Raw genomic sequence first — 24,311 nt, forward strand, 5'->3', positions numbered from 1 at the left:
CCGCGGAAACGGAAGGGGCCGCCCGACGACGGGCGGCCCCTTCCGGCGTCCACGGGAGAGGGGCCGGCCGGGTGATCACCCGTCGGGCGCGGGCCTCGGCCCACCTGGGTGATCACCGGTGGCGGGGCCCGACCCCCGCTCATAGCTTCGGCTCATGAACAAACGACATGTCACCCTTCTCGCCTGTACCGCCGCCGCCGTGGCCGCGGGGCTGGGTGCCGCCCCGTCGGCCCACCAGCCGACCGTGCACCGCGTACAGCCCGGCCAGTCGATCCAGAAGGCCGTGGACGCCGCGAAGCCGGGGGACACCGTCCTCCTCGCGCCCGGCACCTACAAGCAGAGCGTCGACATCAAGGTGCCGGACCTGACCCTGCGCGGCCACGGCGCCGGCCGCACCGTACTGGTGCCCGCCGCGGACACCGGCAAGAGCAAGAGCGCCTGCGCCAAGGCCGGCAACGGCATCTGCGTCACCGGCACCGACAAGAGCCCGCTCGAGGACGTCGGCGTACGGTCCCTGACGGTGCGGGGCTTCGCCGAGAACGGGCTGTGGGCCACCGGCACCGACGGGCTGAGGGTCGAGCACGTGGTGGCGGAGGAGAACGGCCAGTGGGGCATCGCCGAGGAACGCTCCGTGCACAGCGTGCTCAGCCACAACCTCGTCCGGGACAACGGCGACGCCGGGCTGTTCGTGGCCAACACCGTCGACACCGAGGAGGGCGCCCGGGACGCGGAGAGAACCGTGATCCGGCACAACCGGATGGACGGCAACCGGGTCGGCGTCACCGTGCGCCGGCTGCGGAACCTGACCGTCGACCGCAACGAGGCCACCGGCAACTGCGCCGCCGTCTTCGTGGTGGGCGACGAGTCCGAGCCGCGCGCCGGCGACCTGCGCGTGACGCGCAACTACATCCACACCAACAACAAGCACTGCCCCAAGACGCCCCGGCTGCCCTTCCTGCAGGGGTCGGGCATCGTCCTCACCGGCACCGAGGAAACCCTGGTCGCCTACAACCGGGTCGAGAACAACAAGGGCACCTCCCCGCTGTCCGGCGGCATCGTGCTCTTCAAGAGCCTCGTCGGCACCCCCAGCGAACGCAACGACATCCGCGACAACCTGGTGACCGGCAACAGCCCGGCCGACCTGGCCGACCGGGACACCGCCAAGAACAACACGTTCAGCCGCAACACCTGCACGCTCTCCGAGCCTGCGGGCATGTGCTGACCGGCCCGCCCCACCGCCCCCACCACCTGCACGACAGCAGAAGCGAGGCAACGGATGACCACCGTTGATCCGGCTCCCCCGCCGCCCATGCGGCTGCGGGAGCTCGTTTTCGGGGCGGCGTGCGCCGCCGCCGTACGCGCGGCCGTCCGCTTGGGCGTGCCGGACGCGCTGGACGACACCCCCATGACCGTCGACGACCTGGCGACGGCGGTGAAGACCCCGCCGCACACCCTGCGGCGGCTGCTGCGCGCCCTGTCCTGCCAGGGCGTCTTCACCGAGAACCCCGACGGCACCTTCGAGCACACCGAGATGTCCCGGCTGCTGCGCGAGGACGACCCGCACAGCCTGCGGTACATCGCCCTGTGGTGCACCGAGCCGTGGACCTGGAACGTCTGGCCGCTGCTCGACGAGGCGGTCCGCTCGGGCGGCAACGTCTTCGAGGACGTGTACGGCCAGGAGTTCTTCACCCACCTCAACGAGTCGGCCCCCGAGTCCGCCCACGTGTTCAACCGGGCCATGACGACGTCCAGCGAGCAGTCCGCGCGTGACGTGGCCCGGCTGCTCGACCTGGACGACGCCTCCTCGGTCGCGGACATCGGGGGCGGCCAGGGGCACGTCCTGGCCGGCCTCCTGGAGAAGCACCCCCACCTCCACGGCACCCTGCTCGACCTGCCGGGCGTCGTCGAGAACGCCGACCCGCGGCTGCGCGAGGGCGGCTCGCTCGCCGGCCGGGCCGAGGTCGTGGCCCGGGACTGCCGCGAGGACGTCCCCGTCCGGGCGGACGTGTACATCATCAAGAACGTCCTGGAGTGGGACGACGACAGCACCCGCCGGGTGCTCGCCAACGTCCGCGCGGCGGCACGGCCCGGGGCCCGCGTCGTCGTCATCGAGAACCTCGTCGACGACACCCCGTCGATGCGGTTCACCACCGCCATGGACCTGCTGCTGCTCCTCAACGTCGGCGGCGCCAAGCACACCCGGCAGAGCATGGTCGACCGGCTCACCGGCGCGGGCCTCGTCATCGGCGGCGTCAGCCCGGTCAACGCCTATCTCCACGCCTTCGAGTGCACCGTCCCCGGCTGAGCCGGGACGCACCGACAACCCCGAGGCCGCCGGCTCCGCGACTGACGCGGGACCGGCGGCCTCGGGGTTGTCGGCGGCCGCCCGCTCAGGAGCCGGCACTCCGCTCCCAGCGGTAGAAGCACTGCGCCATGGCGTCCTTGGGACTGCGCCACGTGGCCGGGTCGTACGGGCTGACGTACGCCTCCAGCCGTTCGCTGATGCCGCGGAACTCGGGGTGCCCGGCGACCTTCGCGATCGCGGGCGCCGGGTCCTGCTCGGCCTCGATGAGGTGCAGGTACAGGTCGCTCCCGAACTGGAAGAGGCTGCGCCGGCTGACCCCGATCAGATGGGGGAGCTCACCCCGGTCGGAGGCGGCGAACACGTCGGCGATGTCCGGCGCCGAACCGGGCTTCATCCGGGCGACGATGAGGGCGTGGTGCATCGGTTTTCCTTCCCTGGACCGGTGTTCAGCGCGAGGATGCGACGGACGCGCTCTCGCTGTCGCGGGCGACCTGCTCGATCCGGTCCCGGATGAGGGCCAGCTGCGTACGGGAGTTGCGGTTGATGTTGTCCGTCATCCAGTCGTCGTCGACCGGGGCGTCGGGCTTCATCGCGAAGTCCTGGACCCAGCGCATCTGCACACCGCCCGGCAGCTCCGCGTACTCCCACACGATGTCCATGTGGGCGAACGGGCCCGTCTCGACACGGCGGGCGCGGACCGTGCGCTTCTCGCGGTCCGGGGTGCGCTCCGACACCCAGCTCCACACCTTGCCGTTCTCGTCCGGGTGCATGGTGAGCCGGAACCTCGTCGTGGCGCCCTCACGGGAGAGGACCTCCACGGACGCGTACTCGCTGAACAGCCGCGGCCAGTTCTCCAGGTCGTTGGTCATCTCCCACACGAGGTCGAAGGGAGCGTCGATGGTGATGCTGTTCTCGGTGTGTCCGGCCACTTTCAGGCTCCAGCCGTGAGGGTGCTGTTGACGAGGTTCAGGAACTCCCGGGGCGTCCGGCAGCGCTCCGAGTCGGGGGGAAGCGACGCGCCGTACCGGTTCTCCAGCTCGCCGACGATGCCGAGCAGGCCGAGCGAGTCGAGGCCGAAGACGTCGAAGGGGGACTCCGCCGACTGCTTCAGTTCCTGGGGGTCGACGGTGATGCCGGCCGCCTGCTTCATCAGCGCGGCCAGCTCGTCGAAGGTCACTTCGGAGGTGATCACGGGTGACTTCTCCTTCCCCGCCCGGACCTACCGGGCGGAATCGTCACCGCGGCGCACGACCAGCGCCGCGTTGGAGCCCATCAGTCCCCTGCTGAGGACCAGGGCGGTGCGCAGCTCGGCGGGACGAGCGCGCGACATCACCAGGTCGAGGTCGTGGCAGATGTCGAACACGTTGGGTGTCGGGGGCACCGAGCCGTGCTCCATGGCGAGCACCGCGGCCACCGTGTCCAGCACGGGTGCCGCGCAGTAGGCGCGCCCGATGCCCGTCTTGGGCGCCGTGACCGGGACGCGGGTGCCGTGCGCGCCCAGGGCGTCGGCGATCGCCAGCGCCTCGGCGCGGTCCGCCTCGGGGACGCCCAGGGCGTCGGCGAAGACGACGTCGATCTCCTCCGGCGCGCAGCCCGCCTCGTCGAGGGCGCCGCGGATCGCGCGGGCCAGGCCCTCCCGGGACTCCGCCCAGCGGGAGGTCCCGGTGAACGTGGCGGCGTGGCCGGCCACCACGGCCCGTACGGGCACTCCGCGGTCACGGGCACGGGACTCGTCCTCGACGACGAGCAGCGCGCCGCCCTCGGCGGGCACGAAACCGCACGCCTTCTCGGTGAACGGGCGGTAGGCACGGCCGGGGTCGTCGAGGGTGCTGAGCTCGGGGTAGCCGAGCTGGCACACCATCGAGTAGGGGGCCAGCGGCGCCTCCGCGGCCCCCACGACCATGACGTCGGTGCCGCGCCGCACGGCCCGGGCCGCGTGCGCGAGGGAGTCCAGACCGCCCGCCTCGTCGCTCGCCACCACCCCGCACGGCCCCTTGAGGCCGCTGCGGATGGAGATCTGGCCGGTGCTCGCGGCGTAGAACCAGGCGATGGACTGGTAGGGGCCGACGAACTTGGAGCCCTGCCCCCACAGTTTCTGCAGCTCGCGCTGGCCGAACTCGCCGCCGCCCGATCCGGCGGCGGTGACCACGCCGACGGAGAACGGCTCGGCGGGATCACCGCCGAGTCCGGCGTCGTCGAGGGCGAGGGCGGCGGCGGCCATCGCGAAGTGGCTGAACCGGTCGGTCTGCACCAGGAACCGGTCCTCGATGAGGGCCGACGGGTCGAAGGCCCGGACCTCGCCCGCCACCCGCAGCGGCAGATGGTCACAGCCCTCGCGGCTGATCAGGTCCAGCACGCTGAGGCCTTCGCGGACCGACTTCCAGTAGGCGTCGGTCCGCAGTCCGTTGGGCGCGACCACACCGATGCCGGTGACGGCCGCACGCCCGGGGCGCCGATTGCTCATCGTGTCCTCCCGCCCGGCCCGGACAGCAGCACCGCGGACTGGAAGCCGCCGAACCCGCTGCCGACGGAGAGCACATGGTTCAGCTTCCGCGGGCGGGCGGTGCGCGGCACGTAGTCCAGGTCGCACTCGGGGTCAGGGGTCTCGTAGTTCGCCGTGGGCGGCACCACCTGGTGCTTCAGCGCCAGGACGCAGGCGACCACCTCGATCGCGCCGATCGCGCCCAGCGAGTGCCCCACCATCGACTTGATGGAGCTCATGGGCGTCTCGTGGGCGTGCGCGCCCAGGGACCGCTTCACGGCGGCCGTCTCGTGCCGGTCGTTCTGCCGGGTGCCGGAGCCGTGCGCGTTGACGTAGTCGATCAGCGTGGGGTCGATGCGGGCCTGGTCGAGCGTGGTGTCGATCGCCCGGGCCATCTCCAGCCCCTCACTGGTCAGACCGGTCATGTGGTAGGCGTTGCCGTAGGTGGCGTAGCCGCTGATCTCGCAGAGGATCTCCGCGCCGCGGGCTCGTGCGTGCTCGTACTCCTCCAGGACGAGCACCGCCGCGCCCTCGCCCATCACGAAGCCGTCGCGGCGGGCGTCGAAGGGCCGGGAGGCGTGCTCGGGGTCGTCGTTGTTGGGCGACGTCGCCTTGATGGCGTCGAAGCAGGCCATCGTGATCGGTGAGATCGGCGAGTCCGACGCCCCGGCGATGCAGACGTCGGCCCGGCCCTCGGCGACGGTGTGGAAGGCGTAGCCGACCGCGTCGAGCCCGGAGGTGCAGCCGGTGGAGACGGTCTGCACCGGGCCCCGGGCGCCGAACCGTTCGGCGACGACCGAGGCGAGCGTGCTCGGCGAGAAGGCCAGGTGCAGCTTCGGCTCCGCCTGCCCGTGGTCCACGTCCCAGCGCCGGCCCCGCTCACTGACCAGCACGTAGTCGTGTTCCAGCCGGGTGGTGCCGCCGACCGCGCTGCCCAGCGAGACCGCGGTGCGCCAGGGGTCCGTGGCCCCGGTGTCGAGGCCGGAGTCGCGCACGGCCTCGGCGGCGGCGACCACGGCGAACTGGATGTACCGGTCCGCGTGCTGGCACAGCTCCGCGTCCAGGCCGTGCTCGTACGGGTCGAAGTCGCACTCGGCTGCTATGCGCGAGCGCAGGCCCGCCGGGTCGAACAGGGAGATGCCGCGGGTCGCGGTGCGGCCGGCTGCCAGAAGATCCCAGAACGCCGTCGCTCCGATGCCGCCGGGAGCGACCACACCTATACCGGTGACGGCCACCCGGCGGGTCATTTTATGGCCTCGCTCGGCTCGGCCGACCGGCCGTGCTCGGGACCGCCGACCTTCAACTGCGGTCCCGCGACGGCGCCTTCGGTCTCCTCGGTGTCGACGTGGCCGAGGCTCGGATGCGGGGCGAGCGGGCCCAGGTGGAACACCATGCGGGCCTCCTGGTCGCCGACGTTGCGGAAGCGGTGCCGCATGTCGATCGGGATCATCAGTCCCTGCTCGGCGCGGAGCGCGAACGGCTCGCCGTCCAGGTCCACTTCGAGCGCGCCGCTGACCACGTACACGAACTCCTCGGAGTACGGGTGGTAGTGCTCGCCGATGCGCTCGCCGGGCTTGATGATCGCCAGGCCCATGAAGCCGCTGGTGGAGCCCACGGTGGCCGGGGTGAGCAGGGTCCTGAGGTCACCTCCGCGCCGTCGGTTGGGTTCCGTCTCGCTCAGGTCCACGATGCGTGGATGCTGTTGGGACATGGTTGTTACCTCCGGGTGTGCCGGTGACGTCCGGGCGGGCACGGCCGCGGACGTCACCGCGGTCGGCCGTCAGGAATCCGCGGAGCTGCGGTCGGTGACGGGCATCATGTCGGCGTGCGCCAGGAGCCGGTTGAGGTTGCGCTCCGAGTCCAGGGAGCCCTCGACGCCGATCGCGGCGCCGTCCAGGAGACGCCCCAGCTCGGCCGCCTTGCCCGGGGCCTTGACGCCGAGGGCGGCGGCGGGGTCGAGATCCAGCTCGCCGGTGACGTCGATCATGCGGACCACGACGTCGTCGCGCTGGAAGACGGTGCTCGCGTACACCGGGCTGTCCGGGTCGTTCGCCGCGGCCTCGTCCTGGTGGGCGAGGAACCGGGCCAGCTCCAGGCCGTGGTCCGCCACGGCCGGGTAGTACAGCATGTGCCGCCGCAGGCCGGCGGGTTCCGGGCGGTCGGTCACCACGTGCTGCATGGCCGGGAGCGCCGCCCGGGTGAAGAACACCCGCGCGGAGTCGGAGTCGGACAGATCCCGGTCCTGCTCCAGATAGGGGTTGATGGCCTCCTCCACCGCCTGGACCTCGGGCTGGCTGGCCACGTGGCACAGGGTGGCCAGCAGGTCGCCCTCCACCTCCACGGCCCGCACGACGCGGTTGCCGTACATGAAGAGGGAGGTGCGGTGCAGTCGTGTGGTGCCGTTGATACGCGTCTCGGGCGCGTCGTAATTGGCCAGGATGTCCACGACCTTGGACTCGGAGCCCGGCTTCACGGTGAAGGTGAGGGCGTGGCGGGTGACCCCGGCGCCCACGCGGGCCGCCTTCTGGAGGCCCGCCTTCGCGGCCTCGGGAGTGAGCGGCTGGTCCGGGTGGGTCTCGCGCAGGACGCTGTAGCGCATCGACCGGGTGTCCCGGACGCAGCTGTGCATCGGCCGGACGATCTGGATGTGCTCCTCGCTGTTCACCCACGCGAGGAACGGCAGGGCGCTCTCCCACTCGCTGGTGATGAGCCACTGCGAGGGGTTCTCGATCGACTGGCACAGTTGGTCACTGATGTGACCGGGAACGGACGCGACCTTGTTGCGCATGTGCTCGTACGCGGCGAGGAACTGTTCCTGGGCCCCTTCGTACAGGTCGAGGAGCAGGATCACCCGCAGCCTCGAGCCGTCGAACGCCGACTGCGAAATGCGTGCCGACATGGTCATCCGGCGCACCTCTCCTCTTCTTCGGAAGGTCAGGCAACGACCGCCGTGTCCGAAGGTCCGGGGTCGCCATGAGTCGATCGTTGACGCGACTTTCCGATGTGCGCGAGCGACACGGGGCAGGTGGGTGAACCGCGTGCCATCCGGGTGCCGCCGGGACGCGGACCGGCCCGCACCGGGCATGAAAGGTGCGTCCTGTTCCACAGCCCGTCGAGGGCGACGCTGGAGGCGTTTCAATGCATCGATCGGATACGGCCGGCCGGGCGGATCACCGCACGCCGGTCCTCATCGTCGGCGGCTCCCTGGTGGGTCTGTCCATGTCCCTGTTCCTGGGGCGCCTCGGCGTGCCGCACACGCTCGTCGAACGCCACGCGGGCACGTCGATCCACCCGCGCGGGCGGGGGAACAACGTACGCACCATGGAGCTGTTCCGGACGGCCGGGCTCGAGCAGCGCATCGGCCGGGCCGCGTCGGTCCTGGCGGACAACCACGGCATCTGGCAGACCCCGAGCCTGGCGGGCGACGAGGGCGAGTGGCTGCTCCAGGAGATCGACCCCGGCGGCGGGCTCGCCCGCTTCAGCCCCAGCGGATGGTGCCTGTGCAGCCAGAACGACCTGGAACCGGTGCTCCTCGAGGGAGCCCGCGAACTCGGCGGGGACCTGCGCTTCGGGACGGAGATGATGTCCTTCGACCAGGACGCCGAGGGGGTGACGGTGCTGGTCAAGAGTCGGGAGACCGGCGAGCACACCAGGATCCGGGCGGACTACCTCGTCGCCGCCGACGGCCCGCGCAGTCCCGTCCGCGAGTCGCTGGGCATCGGGCAGAACGGCCCGGGCGACCTGTTCCACAACGTGAGCCTCACGTTCACCTCCCGCGGCCTCGCCGGCGTCGTCGGGGACCGGCGGTTCATCGTCTGCTACCTGACCAACCCGGAAGCCGACGGGGCCCTGCTGCCGGTCGACAACCGGGAGCACTGGGTGTTCCACGCCCCCTGGCACCCCGAGCACGGCGAAACCCTCGAGGAGTTCACCGACGAGCGGTGCGTCGCCCACATCCGCAAGGCCGTCGGCGTGCCGGACCTCGACGTGGAGATCACCGGCCGGGCCGCCTGGCACGCCGCCGAGCGGGTCGCCGAACGGTACGCCGACGGCCGGGTGTTCCTGGCCGGCGATTCGGCCCACGAGATGTCGCCCACCGGGGCGTTCGGCTCCAACACCGGCATCCAGGACGCCCACAACCTCGCCTGGAAGCTGGCCGCCGTGCTCGGCGGCTGGGCCGCGCCCGGCCTGCTGGAGTCCTACGACGCCGAACGCCGGCCCGTCGCGGAGGCGACCAGCGCCCGTGCCTCCTCCCGCTCGAGCGAGCACAGCCACCCCGGGTACACGCCGGCCCCCGGTGCTCCCGCCCTCGGCGCTCCCGCCCCCGGTGGTCCCGGAGCCGGCGGTCCCGGTGCTCCCGGTGCTCCCGGTGGCGCCGGATTCGGTGCTCCCGGCGGTCCCGGTGGACCTGGCGGCCCCGGTGGTCCCGGAGCCGGCGGTCCCGGTGGTCCTGGTGGTCCCGGAGCCGGCGGTCCCGGTGGCCCCGGGATGAAGCCGGGCGGCATCCTCAACGTGGCGCTCTGCTACCGCTATCCGCGTGGCGCGGTCCTGGGCGCCGACCCGGCGACGCCGGTCATCCCCGACGGCGTGATGCTGACCGGCGAGCCCGGCAGCCGCGCCCCGCACCTGTGGCTGGACCGCTCCGGCACCCGGATCTCCACGCTCGACCTGTACGAGCGGTCGTGCGTGCTGCTGAGTTCCGCGAACACCGCCTGCGACTGGCACACCGCGGCGGCGAAGGTCGCGAAGGACCTGTCCGTACCGCTCGACGCGTACCGGGTGGGCGACGGCCCCGGCGCGGAACTGACGCCCGAGGACGGCGCCGACTGGGCCCGGGCGCACGGGATCACCGCGGACGGCGCGGTACTGGTCCGCCCCGACGGCTTCGTCGCCTGGCGCTCCGAAGGGCCCGTACCGGACCCGGCGGCGGCGCTGCGGGAGGCCGTCACCACCGTCCTGGCGCGGAGCTGACGGGGGAGCGGCGGTCGGCGGGCGTCACGCTCCGCCGACGCCGCCCTGCCGTCCCCGTTCCGCCTTGGACTGGTGCTGCTCGAACCGCTGGATCGCGGGCCCGTCGGTGTTCCACGGCCAGGGTGTGACCATGCCCTGCAGTGTCTCGAACACGTGATGGGCGTCGACGGCGCGTCCGGCCGCGCACAACGCGTAGGCCAGCATGTTCAGATCGGCCTGTGCCGCCGCGTGCTGGAAGAAGCCCGGCTTTGCCCACAGTGCGGCCGCCTGGTCCAGCGCGGCCGCGATCTGCCCGCCCTCCCACAGCTGGCCGGCCGTCATGGCCCGCACTCCACCCTGTGCCAGCAGCCCCTGGTACTGCCGCACGGCCGCGGTCAGCTCGACCGCCGCACAGGGTGCGTTGGCCGGGATGCGGGTGCGCACCACGTCGACGAAGTCGAGGACGGCCGCGCTGGACCCCCCTTCCTCCGGCGACAGGTAGGCGAGCATCTGCAGATACGCCTCACGGTGCCAGCGGTCGCGCCCGGTGGCCTCCCGCCAGATGGCGTTGACGTCGTTCTGGCCGTAGCGCTCGATCCGCGACACACCGAGCAGGACCACCCACGGCAGCGGGTCCTCCGGTCTTCGCTCGGAGGCCTGGTGGCACCGGGAGACCAGCTGCCCGGCGTCCTCCAGACGCCCGTCCCGCAGACCGCGCGCCAACTCGGTCCAGGAGTGGAACAGCAGGGCGTCCGCGCTCTGCGGCTCCCTGCCCAGCCACGCCGCCGCGATCCCCGCGTCGGCCGTCGCCTCGGCCAGTACGGACACCCGGTGACCGCGGCGGTCCCAGTCGTCCCCCGTCTCCTTCAGCAAGGAGGACACGAGGGTCACGTCCGCGGCCCTGGCCCCGTTCCGCTTGCTCAACCGCCCCAGCACGCGCGCCAGCTCGGCGTCGTCGAGGGCGGGCACGATACGGGGGCGTCTGCTGGTGCGACTGCTGAAGAGGGCCATGCCGGAAGACTAGGAACTTCACGGGCCCCGGCAACCCGGACGGGATGATCGTTACCGATCTGCCCCTTACCGCCGGTACCGCGGGCAGACCGGAGCAGGGCCGGGCATCCCACCCGCCCCGCACCGTCGCCGCGTCCGTTCCGCTTGCCGGCTTCCCGGGTCAGACCGCCGGGGCCGGGTACGTCGGGTACTCCACCCCGGAAACGTACTGGACGACCCGGACGACCTGGCAGGAGTAGCCGAACTCGTTGTCGTACCAGAGGTAGAGGATCGCGTTGTCGCCCTCGACCTTCAGTGCGCCGGCGTCGACGATCGAGGCGTGGCGCGAGCCGATGAAGTCGCTGGAGACCGCGTCGGGCGCGTTGGTGAAGTCGATCTGGCGCTTGAGCGGCGAGGTCAGCGACACGTTGCGCAGGTGCTCCAGGACCTCCTGACGGTCGGTCGCGCGGCCCAGCTGGAGGTTGAGGATCGCGATCGAGACGTCCGGCACGGGGACCCGGATCGAGCTGCCGGTGATGGTCGCGTCGAGGTCCGGCAGCGCCTTGGCGACGGCCGAGGCGGCACCCGTCTCGGTGATCACCATGTTCAGCGGCGCCGAACGGCCGCGGCGCTCCGACTTGTGGTAATTGTCCAGCAGGTTCTGGTCGTTGGTGAACGAGTGCACGGTCTCCACGTGCCCGCGCAGCACACCGTACTCGTCCGCCATCGCCTTCAGCGGCGGGACGATCGCGTTGGTGGTGCAGGACGCGCAGGACAGGATCCGCTCGTCCGGCTTGAGGGTGTCGTGGTTGACCCCGTGCACGATGTTGGGCACGTCGCCCTTGCCGGGCGCGGTCAGCACCACCTTGTCGATGCCGGGACGCAGGTGCAGCGAGAGCCCCTCGCGGTCGCGCCACTTGCCGGTGTTGTCGATGAGGATGGCGTCCTTGATGCCGTACGCCGTGTAGTCGATCTCCGTCGGATCGCCCGCGTAGATCACCTTGACGGTGTTGCCGTTGGCGGTGATCGTGCTGTTCGCCTCGTCGACGGTGATGGTGCCCTGGAACTGGCCGTGCACGGAGTCGCGGCGCAGCAGCGAGGCCCGCTTGACGATGTCCTGCTCACCGCCCCGGCGGACCACGATCGCGCGCAGGCGCAGCCCGTTGCCGGAGCCCGACTTCTCGATCAGCAGCCGGGCCAGGAGGCGGCCGATGCGGCCGAAGCCGTAGAGGACGACGTCGCGCGGCTCGCGGCGGTGGATCTTGTCGGCGCCGGTCGCGCCGGCGACGGCCTCGGCGGTGAACTCGGCCACCGACCGGCCCCGGTCGTCGGCGCGGTAGGCCTCGGCGAGCAGGCCGATGTCGATCTGGGACGGGCCGAGGTCGAGCGTGGTGAGCGCCTGCAGGAAGGGCAGCGTCTCGGTGACCGAGAGCTCCTCACCGGCGATCTGCCGGGCGAAGCGGTGGGTCTTGAGGATGCTGACCACCGACTTGTTCACCAAGGAGCGGCTGTGCAGCAGGACGGTCACGTCCCGCTCCCGGTGCAGCTTCCCGATGATCGGGATCATCGACTCCGCGATCTCCTCGCGGTGCTTCCAATGCGTGAACGAGTCTTCGTTGACAGTCACAGGTCCATCTTTCGAGCTAGAGGGTGCTCATATGATAGCCATGCGGGTTGTCGCGTCCGGAGGGGGTGCCGGAAGGCGGGAGGAGGCGCCGGGACGCGCAGGGTTGCGCGACATGCGAACGGGTACGCGTGCAGCACTGTGCCCGGGCCGGATCCTGTCCCGGGCGGGCCGTACGACCGCCGCTACCAGGGAATCTGCCATGGAGACACCCGCGCACGAGAACAACGCCCCCACGCCCGCGCAGCGGGCCCTGGACGCACTGTCGGAGAACACCGAGGACGCGAGGGCGCTGGACGCCCTCGCGAACAGCGACGTACTGATCCCGGTGCCGGACGACGCGGGCGACGAGGAGGCCGCCGACCCCGGCGCGGTCGCCCTTCCGGTGCTGGAGCAGCCGGGCGGCACCCAGGTGGTGCCCGTGTTCACGTCCGAACTGGAGATGGCCGGACTGCTGCCGTTCGTCTCCCGCTACCGGCTCGTCCCGCTCGGCGCGCTCGCCGCCCAGTGGCCGGCCGAGGAACTGTCACTCACCATCGACGGCAGCTCCGAGCACCGTCTGACGCTCACCTCGGAGGGCGTGCGCACGCTGCTGGCCCGCCCGTGAGCCGGCCGGGCCCGCGCGCTACTCGCCCAGCGTGCGGGCCAGGGCGGCGCGCTGCACCGGCAGCGCCTCGGCGTGCAGCTCCCGGCCCTTCGGCGTGAGCTGCACGTACACGCCCCGCCGGTCCTCCAGGCACATGCTGCGCTCCACCAGGCCGTCCTTCTCCAGGCGGGCGATGAGGCGGGACAGCGCGCTCTGGCTGAGGTGGACCCGGCCCACCAGGTTCTGCACCCGGCACTGCTCGCCGCCGGGGGGCGTGGCGGTCGCGAGCAGATCGAGCACCTCGAAGTCGGAGGCGCCCAGACCGTACGGATGCAGTGCGCGGTCGATCTCGCCCAGGGTGCGCGCGTGCACCGCGAGGATGTCGCGCCACCGTTCCTCGAGCCTCGTGCCGGCCGTCTCCGCTGCCATACTCGAACCGTAACACTTGTCCGACATTCAATGAATGTGCAACGAACGCGCCGCGACGGCCCTCCCGCGCCGGACGGGGGCCTACGTCGAGTCCCGCTTCACCAGCTCCGTCGGCAGGATCACCGCCGCCGGGTCCTCGCCGCCGATCTGCGCCAGCAGCACCCGCACCATCTCGGTGCTGATGCGGTCCCACGGCTGGCGGATCGTGGTGAGCCCGGGGCTCGCGGCGACGGCCGCGGGGGAGTCGTCGAAACCGCCGACCGCGACGTCCTCCGGCACCCGGCGCCCGGCGCGGTGCAGCGCCGTCAGCACGCCCTGGGCCATCAGGTCGGAGGCGACGAACACGGCGTCCACGTCCGGCGCCTGCGCCAGCAGTCGCTCGGCGCCCGCCTCACCGCTGGCCCGGCTGTAGTCGCCGGAGACGACGAGCCGCTCGTCGGCCTCGACGCCCGCCTCGGCGAGCACCTCCCGGTAGCCGGCGAGACGCTCCACACCACCGGGCGTGTCGAGCGGACCGGTCACCACGCCGATCCGGCGCCGGCCCAGCGCCAGCAGGTGCCGCACCATGTCCCGGGCGCCGTCCCGGTCGTCGGCGGCCACGTAACTCACCTTCGAGCCCAGCCCGATCGGCTTGCCGCACGCGACCAGCGGCACCCCCGCCGCCCGCAGCTCCTCCGCCACCGGGTCACCGGAGTGGCTGGACACCAGCAGCACCCCGTCGACGTGCCCGGCGGTGATGTACCGGGTGATGCGCCGCCGTTCGTCGTCCGTGCCGGCCAGCATCAGCAGCAGCGGCACGTCGTGCGCGGCCAGCGCCTGCGTGCAACCGCGCAGCAGGACGTTGAAGTTGGGGTCCTCGAAGAACCGCTCCTGGGGCTCGGTGAGCAGGAAGCCCACCGAGTCGGACCGGCCGGTGATCAGCGAGCGGGCGTGCCGGTTGACGACGTAGCCCGTCTTGCGGATCGCGGCGTTGACCGCGTCCGCGGCGGCGGGGCTGACGTAGTGGCCGCCGTTGAGCACCCGTGAGACGGTGCCGCGCGAGACGCCGGCCTCGCGCGCCACGTCGTGGATCGTCGGCGGCTTGCGCCTGCCCCCCGTATTGCCCATGGTCATGACTTTACGGCCCCGGAGAGCAGATCCAGGCTCCAGAACCGCTGGACGACCAGGAACAGCGCGACCAGCGGGAACACGGCGAGGAACGCGCCCGTGATCACCAGGGTGTACAGCGCCGGGGTGTTGGCGCCCTGTTCGAGCAGGGTGTGCAGACCGAGGGTGATCGGGAACTTCTCGTCGTCGCTGAGCATGATGTACGGCAGCAGGAAGTTGTTCCAGACCGCCACGAACTGGAACAGGAAGACCGTCACCAGGCCGGGCACCATCATCGGCAGCGCGACCCGGGAGAAGATCCGCCACTCGCCCGCGCCGTCCATCCGCCCGGCCTCCACCACATCGGCCGGCACCGCGGCCGCGGCGTAGATCCGCGCGAGGTAGACGCCGTACGGGGAGAGGATCTGCGGCAGCAGCACCGACAGGTAGGAGTCCGTGAGGTCCACCTTCGCCAGCAGCAGGTACTGGGGGACGGCGAGGATCACCGGCGGCATCAGCACGCCCGCGAGCAGCACGTTGAACAGCGTCTCGCGGCCCCGGAAGCGGTAGACCGCCAGCGCGTAGCCGCTGACCGCAGACACGCACGTCGACAGCAGCGCGCCCAGTCCGGCGTACAGGGCGGAGTTGCCCATCCACTGCCAGTAGACGCCGTCGCGGTAGGCGCTCAGGTCGGCGAGGTTGTCGGCGAAACCGGTGCCCGGCCAGAACGTGAAGGTGGAGAACAGCTCCGAGCCGGACTTGGTGGACGCGATGACCACCCAGGCGACCGGCAGCAGGCAGTACAGCGCGCCGAGCAGCAGCGCCACGGTCGGGACCAGCGCGGTCCGGCGGGGGCGCGCCGGACCGCGGGCGGTGCCGGCCGCGGGCTCGGCCTCGGGCAGGGCGAGGGAGCTCATCGTGCGGCCTCCTGCTTGTCGCGTCGGTTCGTCGCCCGCAGGAAGCCGAAGGACAGCACCAGGGTGGCGAGCGCGATGAGGGTCGCCTGGGCGGCGGCCGCGTGGATGTCGCCGTTGCCGAAGGCGTCCTGGTACACCTTCATCAGCGGACTCCAGGTGGTGGAGACGGAGTTGGTGAGCGGCTTGAGGACGGTCGGTTCGCTGAACACCTGGAGCGTCGCGATGATCGAGAAGAAGAAGGTCAGCACCAGCGAGGGCGCCACCATCGGGATCTTGATCCGCAACGCGATCTGCAGCGGTGTGGCGCCGTCCAGCTTGGCCGCCTCGTACACCTCGGCCGGGATGGCCCGCAGCGCGGTGTAGATGACGATCATGTTGAAGCCGGTGCCGCCCCAGACCGCGATGTTCGACAGCGCCAGGTACAGCGGCCCGCCGTCCAGCAGATCCGGCTGCGGCAGGCCGAACTCGTCGAGCACGAAGTAGAACGGGCTCACGTCCGGCAGGTAGAGGAAGCCCCACAGCAGGGCCGCCACCACGCCGGGGATCGCGTACGGCAGGAAGATCGCGAGCCGGGTGAAGGGGGCGAGCCGCACCTTCTCGGAGTCGAGCATCAGCGCGAACAGCAGCGCGAGGCCCAGCATGACCGGCACCACGATGCAGCCGTAACCGAGCACGCGCAGCGCGCCGTTCAGCAGCTCGCTGTCGGACAGGGCGCCGGTGTAGTTCTCCAGACCGGCCCAGACCTCGTCACGGGCGCCGGCCCCGAGGCCGAGGCCGGACACCTGCACCTTGCGGAAGCTGAGCCAGACGGCGTATCCGATGGGCAGCGCGAAGAACAGGAGGAACAAGAGGGTCGCGGGGACGAGGAACGCGTACGGGGCCCCCTTGACCCCGTACGGCGTCCGGCGGGCGGGGGACTTCACTCCGCGACCCCGAAGCCCTGCTTCTTCAGGTCGGCGACCGTGTCCTGCTGCATGGTGTCCAGGGCGGCGGCGAAGTCCGACTTGTCCTTCGCGGCGGCGCCGAAGGCGTCCTTGAACGTCGTGTAGGCGACGTTGACGTTCGGGCCCCAGGCGGACGGCGCGGTGGTCTTCGCGATCGCGGCGGCCTTCTCGTAGAAGTCGGGCTGGTTGGCGAAGTACTCCGGCGGGCCGGCGAAGGCGCCGCTGAGCTGGGCCGAGGTGGAGGCCGGGTAGATACCGCCCTCCTTCGCCAGCGCGTTCAGCGCGTCGCCGTCGGTGTTCAGCCAGGTGGCGAACTTCGCTGCGGCCTCCTTGTTCTTCGAGTCGGTGGTGACACCGGTGGAGGAACCGCCCCAGCTGCCGGTGCTGCTCTCGCCCTCGTTCCACTGGGGGAGCGGGGCCATCGCCCACTTGCCCTCGGTGTCGGGCGCGGCCGTGGTCAGCGTGCCCGGCGCCCACACCGCGCTCACCCACGCGATCTGCTTGCCGGTGTTGAGCGCCTTGTTCCAGGCCGGGGTGTACATCGGCTGGTTGTCGACGGCGCCCTCCTTCACCAGGCCGCCCCAGAACTCGGCGACCTTCTTCGTCGCCGCGTCGTTGATGCCGACCTTCCACTTGTCGCCGGAGGTGGTCCACCACCGGGCGCCGGCCTGCTGGGCGAGGCCCGCGAACAGGCCGGAGTCGTTGGCGGAGAAGGTGGTCAGGTCCTTGTCGGGGGCCTTCTTCCTCAGCTCGCGCGCGGTCTCGGCGAACTCCTCCCAGGTGGCCGGGACGGAGAGGCCGTACTCCTTGAACAGGTCCTCGCGGTAGTAGAACATCATCGGCCCGATGTCCTGCGGGACCGCGTAGACGGCGTCCGTGCCGAGGGTGGTCTGCTGCCAGACGCCCTCGGCGAACTTGCTCTTCGCGTCGCCCACGGTGTCCGCTATGTCGGCGAGCGCGTCATTGCTGACCAGCGTGGGCAGCGCCTGGTACTCCGCCTGCACCAGGTCGGGCGCCTTGCCGGCCTTGTGCGCGGTGAGGATCTTGGTGACCAGCGTGTCGCCGGACGCCTGCTTCTTCACCGTGACGGTGATCTGCTCCTTCTTGCCCGGCCCCTTGTTCCACAGGTCGACGACCTTGTCCATGCCGGGGGTCCAGGTCCAGTACGTCAGTGAGACCGGGCCCGACTGCGCCCCGCCGTCGTCGGACGACGAGCCGCAGGCGGCGAGTGCGGTGGCGCCGAGCGCGACGGCGACGGCGGAACTCACGAGGCGACGGCGCTTCGTGTACGGCATGGAACTCTCCCCTGACCTGGGGCCTTCGCCTGATGCGAAGACCAGCCATGCTTCTGTGAGCGTTCACAGTAGAGAAACATCCCGGACACTTGTCAATGGTTGTTGCTGTGCGGTTATGTTGGCTCCGCACCGCCGAAAATGTGTGTGCACGTTCCCAAAAGATCGACACATCGGGAGAGAATCCATGCCGGAGACCACCCCCAGGGGCCTCACCGGGCTCGCCTTCGGTGGGGACTACAACCCCGAGCAGTGGCCGGAAAGCGTCTGGGACGAGGACGTCCGGCTGATGCGGGAGGCCGGCGTCACCATGGTGAGCGCCGGGATCTTCTCCTGGGCCCTGCTGGAACCCTCGCCCGGCACGTACGACTTCGGCTGGCTCGACCGCAACCTGGACCTGCTGCACGGAGCCGGTGTCCGCGTCGACCTCGGCACACCCACCGTGGCGCCGCCCGCCTGGTTCTACCGCGCCCACCCCGACGCGCTGCCCGTCACCGAGGACGGCGTGCGCCTGGAGTTCGGCTCCCGCGGCGCCATCTGCCACAGCAACGCCGACTACCGGGCCGCCGCCGCGAACATCACCACCAGGCTCGCCGAGCGCTACGGCGACCACCCCGCACTCGCGATGTGGCACGTCCACAACGAGTACGGCGTCCCCGTCTCCGCCTGCTACTGCGACTCCTGCGCCGCCCACTTCCGCCGCTGGCTGGAGCGGGAGTACGGCACCGTCGACGCCGTCAACGAGGCCTGGGGGACCGCCTTCTGGGGCCAGCGCTACGCCGCCTTCGACGAGATCAACCCGCCGCGCCGGACCCCGACGGTCGGCAACCCGGCCCAGGCGCTGGACTACCGGCGGTTCGCCGACGCCACCATGCGCGAGAACTTCACCGCCGAGCGGGACATCCTGCACCGCCTCTCACCCGGCGTCCCGGTCACCACCAACTTCATGACCGCCCTCAGCCAGTGCGACTCCGTCGACTACTGGGCCTGGGGCCGCGAGGTGGACCTCGTCACCAACGACCACTACCTGATCACCGACGGCCGCCGCACCCACGTCAACCTCGCCATGGCCGCCGACCTCACCCGCTCCGTCGCCGGCGGCGCCCCCTGGCTGCTGCTCGAACACTCCACCTCGGGCGTCAACTGGCAGCCCCGCAACCCCGCCAAGGCCCCCGGCCAGATGGCCCGCAACTCCCTCGCCCACGTGGCCCGCGGCTCCGAGGGCGCGATGTTCTTCCAGTGGCGCCAGTCCCGGCGCGGCGCCGAGAAGTTCCACTCCGCGATGCTGCCGCACGGCGGCACCGGGACCCGCGTCTTCCGCGAGGTGACCGAACTCGGCGCGGCCATCGACTCGCTGGCGCCGATCCGGGGCACCCGCACCGAGGCCGACGTCGCCGTGCTCTGGGACTGGCAGTCCTGGTGGGCGCAGAACCTCGACTGGCACCCCAGCGAGGACCACGACGCCCGCGAACGCGCCGACGCCTGGTACGAGGCCCTCTACGACCACCACCTCACCGTCGACTTCGCCCACCCCGAGGCCGACTTGTCGAGGTATCCCCTCGTCGTCGTACCGGCCCTGTACCTGATGACGGAGGCGGCGGGGAACAACCTCAAGGAGTACGTCGAGAACGGCGGCACCCTCGTGGTGTCGTACTTCTCCGGCATCGTCGACGAACACGACGCCGTGCACGAGGGCCCCTACCCGGGTGCACTGCGCGACGTCCTCGGCCTGACCGTCGAGGAGTTCTCCCCCCTGCTCCAGGGCGAGCGGGTACGCCTGACCGGCCCCGACGGCTCCGAGCTCGGCGCCGACGTGTGGACGGAGTTCGTGGTGCCGCGGGGCGCCGAGACGGTGTGGACGTACGCCGACGGCCTGACCGGGGGGCGCCCGGCCGTCACCCGGCACCGCCTCGGCGAGGGCACCGCCTGGTACGTCTCCACCCGGCTCGGCGCCGAGGGCCTCGCCGCCCTGCTCGGCCGGGCCGTCGAGGACACCTCGATCACCCCGCGCGCCGACCTGCCCCGCGACGTCGAAGTGGTGCGCCGCGCCGGTGAGTCGGGCACCTTCCTGTTCGCGATCAACCACACCGCCACCGACGCCAAGGTGCCGCTGGGCGCCCCCGGCACCGAGCTGCTGACCGGTGAACGGGCCGCGGGCCGCCTCGCGGTCCCGGCCGGAGCCGTCCGGGTCGTCCGACTCGACGGCTGAACCACGACTCCCCTCCGCCCGCGTGAGCACACCGGCCGCGGGCGGAGGGGGCCACCCGCCCCCGCCCCCGGGCGCCGGGCGTCCCCCCTCCCCACGTCGAAGGGACGACGAACGACCATGTTCCATCCCAGACGCACACTCCGCGCCCTGCTGCCGCCGCTCGTGGCCGGGCTCGCCCTCACCGCCCTGCCCGCCCAGACCGCGACGGCCGCGAGCACCCTCACCAACGGCGGCTTCGAGAGCGACGGTTCGGGCACCGCCACCCCGGCCGGCTGGTCCGAGTACGGCGACACGGCCGCCTCGTACACGGAGCCCGGCGGCCGCGGCGGCGGCCACCGCCTGTCCCACTGGTCGTCCTCGGCCTACCGGGCGGAGACGTACCAGTACCTGTCGGGCCTGGCCAACGGCGACTACAAGCTCACCGCCTGGGTCCGCTCCGGCGGCGGCCAGAACGCCGCGTACCTCGCCCTGAAGAACTGCGGCGGCGCCGAACAGCGCACCGACCTGCCGGTCTCCGACTCCGGCTGGATACGGATCGTCGTGCCGGTCCGGGTGACGAACAACCAGTGCACGATCAGCGTTCACAGCGACGCAGGCGCCGGCGACTGGATCAACGTCGACGACCTGACCTTCACCCGGGGCACCTCGGGCCTGCCGGTCAAGGGCGCCGACATCTCCTCCCTGCCCAAGAGCGAGGCCAAGGGCGGGGTCTACCGGACCGCGTCCGGCACCGCCGGAGACCCGGTCGCCATCCTGAGGTCCGCCGGCATGAACTACGCCCGCCTGAAGGTCTGGGTGGACCCGGCCGACGGCTACAACGACAAGGCGCACGTCCTGGCCATGGCCAAGCGGATCAAGGCGCAGGGCATGAAGCTGCTGGTCGACTTCCACTACTCGGACGCCTGGGCCGACCCGGGCAAGCAGTACAAGCCCGCCGCCTGGGCCGGACACGACTACGGGCGGCTGAAGAAGGACGTCTACGACCACACCCACGACGTCCTCAGCGCCCTCAAGAAGCAGGGCACCACCGCCGACATGGTGCAGGTGGGCAACGAGATCAACGGCGGCATGCTGTGGAACGAGGGCTCCACCGACAACTGGACCCAGCTCGCCGGACTGCTCAACTCCGGCTACGACGCGGTCAAGGCGGTCAGCCCGTCCACGGTCGCCGCGCTGCACCTCGCCGAGGGCGGTGACCTCGACGGCACCCGCTGGTGGTTCGACAACGCGGTCTCCCACGGCGTGAAGTTCGACGCCATCGGCCTGTCGTACTACGGCTACTGGCACGGCACGCTGCACGACTTCCAGACGACCCTGGACGACGCGGCCGGCCGCTACGGCAAGCCCGTCTTCGTCGCCGAGACGGCCTACCCGTTCCGCCTGGACACCGAGGACGGCCTCGAGAACATCATCGACCTCGACGCCGAACTCGTCCCCGGCTACCCGGCGTCCACCACCGGCCAGACCCGCTGGATGAACGACGTGGCGAGCATCGTGGAGGCCGTCCCGAACGGCCGCGGCCTCGGCGTCTTCTACTGGGAGGCCACCTGGACCGCCCGCGCCGGCAACGGCTGGGACCCCGCCGACCCGTCCTCCGGCAACGGCTGGGAGAACCAGGCGCTGTTCGGCTACGACGACCGCGCGCTGCCCGCGATGGCCTGGTTCCGCCACCGGTGAGCCCGCCGGCCCCGCCCGCCGGCGGCGGGGCCGAACGGCGTTTCCCACCGGGCCCGTTGAGTCCCGGACAAGGTGCCTCCGGCCCGGGACACGGAGCCCTCGCGCGCGGCAGAGTGGAAGGGCTCCGGAGCGCGAGGCCCGGCGCGGAGGTGTACGAGATGCTGAGGACCCCCGTCGACGGGACGCGACTGCGCATCCTGACGCTGCTGCGGGAACAGGACGCGGCGGCCGACGGCCTGACCGCGGAGGCCGTCGCCGCACGGCTCGGCCTGCCCCGCCCGGCCGCCCTCACCCACCTGCGGCTGCTCACGGCCCTCGGCCTGCTGCGCACCGGCCGCTCTGCCGGGCGCGTGCGCTACCGGCGCGACGAGGCGCGGATCGCCGAGGTGACGCGGCTGTTCGAGAAGGGCTGGTAGCGCCCACGGCCGCGACGTGCCCCGCCGCGTCCCGGGACGTTACGCTGAGCCGGAGCGAGTGGGAGACGTACGACGGTGACAGTCCCGGAAACCGAGGGCCTCCGAGCCCGCCACGCCTTCCGCGCCCAGGTCCCCGTCGTCGCCGTGGTCGCGCTCGGCGGGGGAGCGGGGGCGGCGGCCCGGTACGCGGCGTCCCTGTGGTGGCCGACCCCGGCGCACGGGTTCCCCTGGACGGTCCTTTGGGTCAATGTCACCGGCTGCGCTGTCATCGGCGTGTTCATGGTGATCATCACCGAGGTCCGCACCGCCCATCCCCTGCTGCGCCCGTTCTTCGGCACCGGCGTCCTCGGCGGCTTCACCACCTTCTCGACGTACGCCGTCGACGTCCGGAACCTGCTCGACGCCGGCAGGGCGGGCGCCGGCCTCGGGTACCTCGCGGTGACCCCGCTCGCGGCGCTCGCCGCCGTGTGGGCGGCCGCCTCGGCGACCCGCCGCGTTCTGATCGGGAGGCAGCCATGACCCGGCTGACCGGCGCCGTCCTCCGCCTGACCGTGTACGTCGGCGAGAACGACACCTGGCACCACCGGCCCCTCTGTTCGGAGATCGTCCACCGGGCCCGTGCGGCCGGGCTCGCGGGGGCGAGCGTCTTCCGCGGCGTCGAGGGCTTCGGCGCCTCCTCCGTCGTCCACACCTCCCGGCTGCTGTCCCTGAGCGAGGACCTGCCGGTGGCGGTCGTCGTGGTCGACACCGAGGAGCGCGTACGGGCCTTCCTGCCGGAACTCGACACGCTCGTCACCGACGGACTGGTCCTCCTGGACCGCTGCGAGGCCGTCGGGCACGTGCGCGGCGAGGGGCCGCGGTGAACTGGCTGTACGTGGTGTTGGGCGCCGTGGTCGGCGCTCCGCTGCGCTACCTCACCGACCGCGCGGTGCAGTCCCGGCACGACTCCGTGTTCCCCTGGGGGACCTTCACGGTCAACGTCGCCGGCAGTCTGGTCCTCGGCCTGCTCACCGGCGCGGTGGCCGCGGGCGCGGCGGACTCCCGCCTCCAGCTGCTCCTTGGCACGGGCCTGTGCGGCGCCCTGACCACCTACTCCACCTTCTCCTACGAGACCCTCCGGCTGGCCGGGGCCGGCGCCCGCGGCTACGCCGCCGTGAACGTGGCGGCGAGCGTGGCCGCCGGCCTGGGCGCGGCCTTCGCGGGCGCGGCCCTCGCCCACGCCGTGTGGGGTTAGCGCTTCCCGCGCAGCGGCTCCCCGACCTGCCTGAGGTGGCGCAGGGCCTGGCGGTGCGAGGCGAGCAGCCCCGTCCGGCAGTACGGGATGCCCAGCTCGGCGCAGTACCGCTCGGTGATGACCTGGGCCCTGCCGAGGGCCGGCGTCGGCATGCTGGGGAAGAGGTGGTGCTCGATCTGGTGGTTCAGTCCGCCCATGAACGCGTCGACGAACACCCCGCCGTCGACGTTGCGGGAGGTGAGGACCTGGCGGCGCAGGAAGCCCAGCTCGGTGCCCTCCTCGATCATCGGCATGCCCTTGTGGTTGGGGGCGAACACGGATCCGAGGTAGAGCCCGAACAGCCCCTGGTGCACGGCGACGAACGCGAGCGCCCTGCCGGGGGAGAGGACCAGGAACAGCCCGCCGAAGTACACGGCGAAATGGGCGACGAGCAGGGTGCCCTCCAGCACCGGCCGCTTCATCGACGGACTGCGCAGCGCCTTGAAACTGCTGAAACTCAGATTGAGGCCCTCGAGGGTCAGCAGCGGGAAGAAAAGGGCCGCCTGGTGCTTTCCGATGAATCGCGCCGGCCCTGTGGCCTGTTTCGCCTGACGCCGTGACCACACGATGATGTCGGGGGCGACGTCCGGGTCCTTCTTCTCGTGATTGGGGTTCGCGTGATGGCGCGTGTGCTTGTTCGTCCACCAGCCGTAGCTCATGCCCAGCAGCACGTCGGCCACCAGCAGCCCGCCGATCTCGCTGGGGCGCCGGCGGGAGAACACCTGGCGGTGGGCCAGGTCGTGCGCGGCCAGTCCGAGCTGCCCGAACACCACGGCCAGAGCGGCGGCGACGATCAGCTGGCTCCAGCTGTCACCCAGGACGAGGAACGCGGTGACACAGCCCGCGAGCGCGAGCGCCACGGCCCCGAAACGCACCGTGTAATACAGCGGACGGCGCCGCAGAAGCCCCGCCTCGGCCATGCGCCGTGACAATTCGGAGAAATCGCTTCCCTTTTCTCGTTCACGCGTGCGCGGGACATCACTGGGTATCGTGGAATTGGCCATGTGCTTGAGTATGTGAACGATTTCCCCGGCACGGAATGACGGTGGCCCCCGTCAGGGGGTGACGGCGACCCCCTCGACCGGGGTGTGGCTGGCCCCACCCCGGGCCCGTACTCGGTCCCGGCCCCGT

The 24,311-nt window shown here is 71.6% G+C and carries 25 protein-coding genes; 10 read left to right on the plus strand and 15 right to left on the minus strand.

Annotation, left to right across the window (positions count from 1 at the left end; genetic code table 11):
* The first annotated feature begins 154 nt into the window (after window positions 1-154).
* On the plus strand, window positions 155-1,222 hold the full coding sequence (locus AB0A94_RS30580; RefSeq protein WP_361749186.1) for a right-handed parallel beta-helix repeat-containing protein: 1,068 nt from the start codon (window positions 155-157) through the stop codon (window positions 1,220-1,222).
* Between the two features lie 54 nt (window positions 1,223-1,276).
* The gene (locus AB0A94_RS30585) at window positions 1,277-2,305 is read left to right on the plus strand and encodes a methyltransferase (RefSeq protein WP_361749188.1); all 1,029 of its coding nucleotides are present in this window, start codon (window positions 1,277-1,279) and stop codon (window positions 2,303-2,305) included.
* Window positions 2,306-2,390: 85 nt separating this feature from the next.
* Here AB0A94_RS30585 and AB0A94_RS30590 read toward each other — a convergent pair whose 3' ends face one another.
* The 7 genes from AB0A94_RS30590 to AB0A94_RS30620 all read right to left on the minus strand — a co-directional run bounded on the left by AB0A94_RS30590 (window position 2,391) and on the right by AB0A94_RS30620 (window position 7,692).
* Entirely contained in the window at window positions 2,391-2,726 is a 336-nt protein-coding gene (locus AB0A94_RS30590) for a TcmI family type II polyketide cyclase (protein ID WP_361749189.1), read from the minus strand.
* A 25-nt stretch (window positions 2,727-2,751) separates the two neighbouring features.
* On the minus strand, window positions 2,752-3,234 hold the full coding sequence (locus tag AB0A94_RS30595; RefSeq protein WP_361749190.1) for an SRPBCC family protein: 483 nt from the start codon (window positions 3,232-3,234) through the stop codon (window positions 2,752-2,754).
* Window positions 3,235-3,236: 2 nt separating this feature from the next.
* Window positions 3,237-3,497, minus strand: a complete 261-nt coding sequence (locus AB0A94_RS30600) for an acyl carrier protein (RefSeq protein ID WP_361749191.1) — start codon at window positions 3,495-3,497, stop codon at window positions 3,237-3,239.
* Between the two features lie 27 nt (window positions 3,498-3,524).
* Window positions 3,525-4,769 (minus strand): ketosynthase chain-length factor, encoded by a 1,245-nt coding sequence (locus AB0A94_RS30605; RefSeq protein WP_361749192.1) that lies wholly within the window; start codon window positions 4,767-4,769, stop codon window positions 3,525-3,527.
* Complete coding sequence (locus tag AB0A94_RS30610) at window positions 4,766-6,034, minus strand: beta-ketoacyl-[acyl-carrier-protein] synthase family protein (protein WP_361749193.1); 1,269 nt, start codon at window positions 6,032-6,034, stop codon at window positions 4,766-4,768. Before AB0A94_RS30610 ends, AB0A94_RS30605 begins: the two co-directional genes overlap by 4 nt.
* Complete coding sequence (locus tag AB0A94_RS30615; protein WP_361749194.1) at window positions 6,031-6,498, minus strand: cupin domain-containing protein; 468 nt, start codon at window positions 6,496-6,498, stop codon at window positions 6,031-6,033. The genes AB0A94_RS30610 and AB0A94_RS30615 overlap by 4 nt, the downstream gene beginning before the upstream one ends.
* A 69-nt stretch (window positions 6,499-6,567) precedes the next feature.
* Window positions 6,568-7,692, minus strand: a complete 1,125-nt coding sequence (locus tag AB0A94_RS30620) for a SchA/CurD-like domain-containing protein (RefSeq protein WP_361749195.1) — start codon at window positions 7,690-7,692, stop codon at window positions 6,568-6,570.
* Window positions 7,693-7,925: 233 nt separating this feature from the next.
* Between AB0A94_RS30620 and AB0A94_RS30625 the strand changes: the two genes are divergently transcribed.
* A complete protein-coding gene (locus tag AB0A94_RS30625; RefSeq protein WP_361749196.1) occupies window positions 7,926-9,758 on the plus strand; it encodes an FAD-dependent monooxygenase in 1,833 nt (610 codons plus the stop codon).
* 24 nt (window positions 9,759-9,782) lie between these two features.
* On the opposite strand, the gene AB0A94_RS30630 is transcribed toward AB0A94_RS30625, so the two are convergent.
* On the minus strand, window positions 9,783-10,748 hold the full coding sequence (locus AB0A94_RS30630; RefSeq protein WP_361749197.1) for a hypothetical protein: 966 nt from the start codon (window positions 10,746-10,748) through the stop codon (window positions 9,783-9,785).
* A 160-nt stretch (window positions 10,749-10,908) separates the two neighbouring features.
* Complete coding sequence (locus AB0A94_RS30635; RefSeq protein ID WP_361749199.1) at window positions 10,909-12,354, minus strand: glyceraldehyde-3-phosphate dehydrogenase; 1,446 nt, start codon at window positions 12,352-12,354, stop codon at window positions 10,909-10,911.
* Window positions 12,355-12,553: 199 nt separating this feature from the next.
* On the opposite strand from AB0A94_RS30635, the gene AB0A94_RS30640 reads away from it, so the two are divergent.
* A complete protein-coding gene (locus AB0A94_RS30640; RefSeq protein WP_217131380.1) occupies window positions 12,554-12,958 on the plus strand; it encodes an SseB family protein in 405 nt (134 codons plus the stop codon).
* Window positions 12,959-12,976: 18 nt separating this feature from the next.
* On the opposite strand, the gene AB0A94_RS30645 is transcribed toward AB0A94_RS30640, so the two are convergent.
* The 5 genes from AB0A94_RS30645 to AB0A94_RS30665 form a co-directional block, all read right to left on the minus strand.
* Entirely contained in the window at window positions 12,977-13,366 is a 390-nt protein-coding gene (locus tag AB0A94_RS30645) for a MarR family transcriptional regulator (protein WP_361749200.1), read from the minus strand.
* Window positions 13,367-13,447: 81 nt separating this feature from the next.
* The gene (locus AB0A94_RS30650) at window positions 13,448-14,479 is read right to left on the minus strand and encodes a LacI family DNA-binding transcriptional regulator (protein WP_361749201.1); all 1,032 of its coding nucleotides are present in this window, start codon (window positions 14,477-14,479) and stop codon (window positions 13,448-13,450) included.
* Window positions 14,476-15,369 (minus strand): carbohydrate ABC transporter permease, encoded by an 894-nt coding sequence (locus AB0A94_RS30655; RefSeq protein ID WP_361749202.1) that lies wholly within the window; start codon window positions 15,367-15,369, stop codon window positions 14,476-14,478. Before AB0A94_RS30655 ends, AB0A94_RS30650 begins: the two co-directional genes overlap by 4 nt.
* Window positions 15,366-16,292, minus strand: a complete 927-nt coding sequence (locus AB0A94_RS30660) for a sugar ABC transporter permease (protein ID WP_361749203.1) — start codon at window positions 16,290-16,292, stop codon at window positions 15,366-15,368. The genes AB0A94_RS30655 and AB0A94_RS30660 overlap by 4 nt, the downstream gene beginning before the upstream one ends.
* A complete protein-coding gene (locus tag AB0A94_RS30665) occupies window positions 16,289-17,608 on the minus strand; it encodes an extracellular solute-binding protein (RefSeq protein ID WP_361749204.1) in 1,320 nt (439 codons plus the stop codon). Before AB0A94_RS30665 ends, AB0A94_RS30660 begins: the two co-directional genes overlap by 4 nt.
* Before the next feature lie 184 nt (window positions 17,609-17,792).
* On the opposite strand from AB0A94_RS30665, the gene AB0A94_RS30670 reads away from it, so the two are divergent.
* The 6 genes from AB0A94_RS30670 (at window position 17,793) to crcB (AB0A94_RS30695) (ending at window position 23,141) form a co-directional block, all read left to right on the plus strand.
* Window positions 17,793-19,814, plus strand: a complete 2,022-nt coding sequence (locus AB0A94_RS30670; protein ID WP_361749205.1) for a beta-galactosidase — start codon at window positions 17,793-17,795, stop codon at window positions 19,812-19,814.
* Between the two features lie 117 nt (window positions 19,815-19,931).
* On the plus strand, window positions 19,932-21,491 hold the full coding sequence (locus AB0A94_RS30675; protein ID WP_361749206.1) for an arabinogalactan endo-1,4-beta-galactosidase: 1,560 nt from the start codon (window positions 19,932-19,934) through the stop codon (window positions 21,489-21,491).
* A 158-nt stretch (window positions 21,492-21,649) separates the two neighbouring features.
* A complete protein-coding gene (locus AB0A94_RS30680) occupies window positions 21,650-21,907 on the plus strand; it encodes a helix-turn-helix domain-containing protein (RefSeq protein WP_361749207.1) in 258 nt (85 codons plus the stop codon).
* Window positions 21,908-21,982: 75 nt separating this feature from the next.
* Window positions 21,983-22,426: a fluoride efflux transporter CrcB gene (crcB, locus tag AB0A94_RS30685; protein ID WP_361749208.1), complete on the plus strand. Its 444-nt coding sequence runs from the start codon at window positions 21,983-21,985 to the stop codon at window positions 22,424-22,426.
* Window positions 22,423-22,770: a DUF190 domain-containing protein gene (locus AB0A94_RS30690; RefSeq protein WP_361749209.1), complete on the plus strand. Its 348-nt coding sequence runs from the start codon at window positions 22,423-22,425 to the stop codon at window positions 22,768-22,770. The genes crcB (AB0A94_RS30685) and AB0A94_RS30690 overlap by 4 nt, the downstream gene beginning before the upstream one ends.
* Complete coding sequence (gene crcB / locus AB0A94_RS30695; RefSeq protein ID WP_361749210.1) at window positions 22,767-23,141, plus strand: fluoride efflux transporter CrcB; 375 nt, start codon at window positions 22,767-22,769, stop codon at window positions 23,139-23,141. The genes AB0A94_RS30690 and crcB (AB0A94_RS30695) overlap by 4 nt, the downstream gene beginning before the upstream one ends.
* On the opposite strand, the gene AB0A94_RS30700 is transcribed toward crcB (AB0A94_RS30695), so the two are convergent.
* Window positions 23,138-24,184: an acyl-CoA desaturase gene (locus AB0A94_RS30700; RefSeq protein WP_361749211.1), complete on the minus strand. Its 1,047-nt coding sequence runs from the start codon at window positions 24,182-24,184 to the stop codon at window positions 23,138-23,140. The two genes, crcB (AB0A94_RS30695) and AB0A94_RS30700, sit on opposite strands and share 4 nt — an antisense overlap.
* Between the last annotated feature and the right edge of the window lie 127 nt (window positions 24,185-24,311).

Source organism: Streptomyces sp. NPDC044984, assembly GCF_040646935.1.
In the GTDB taxonomy this organism is placed as follows: Bacteria; Actinomycetota; Actinomycetes; order Streptomycetales; family Streptomycetaceae; genus Streptomyces.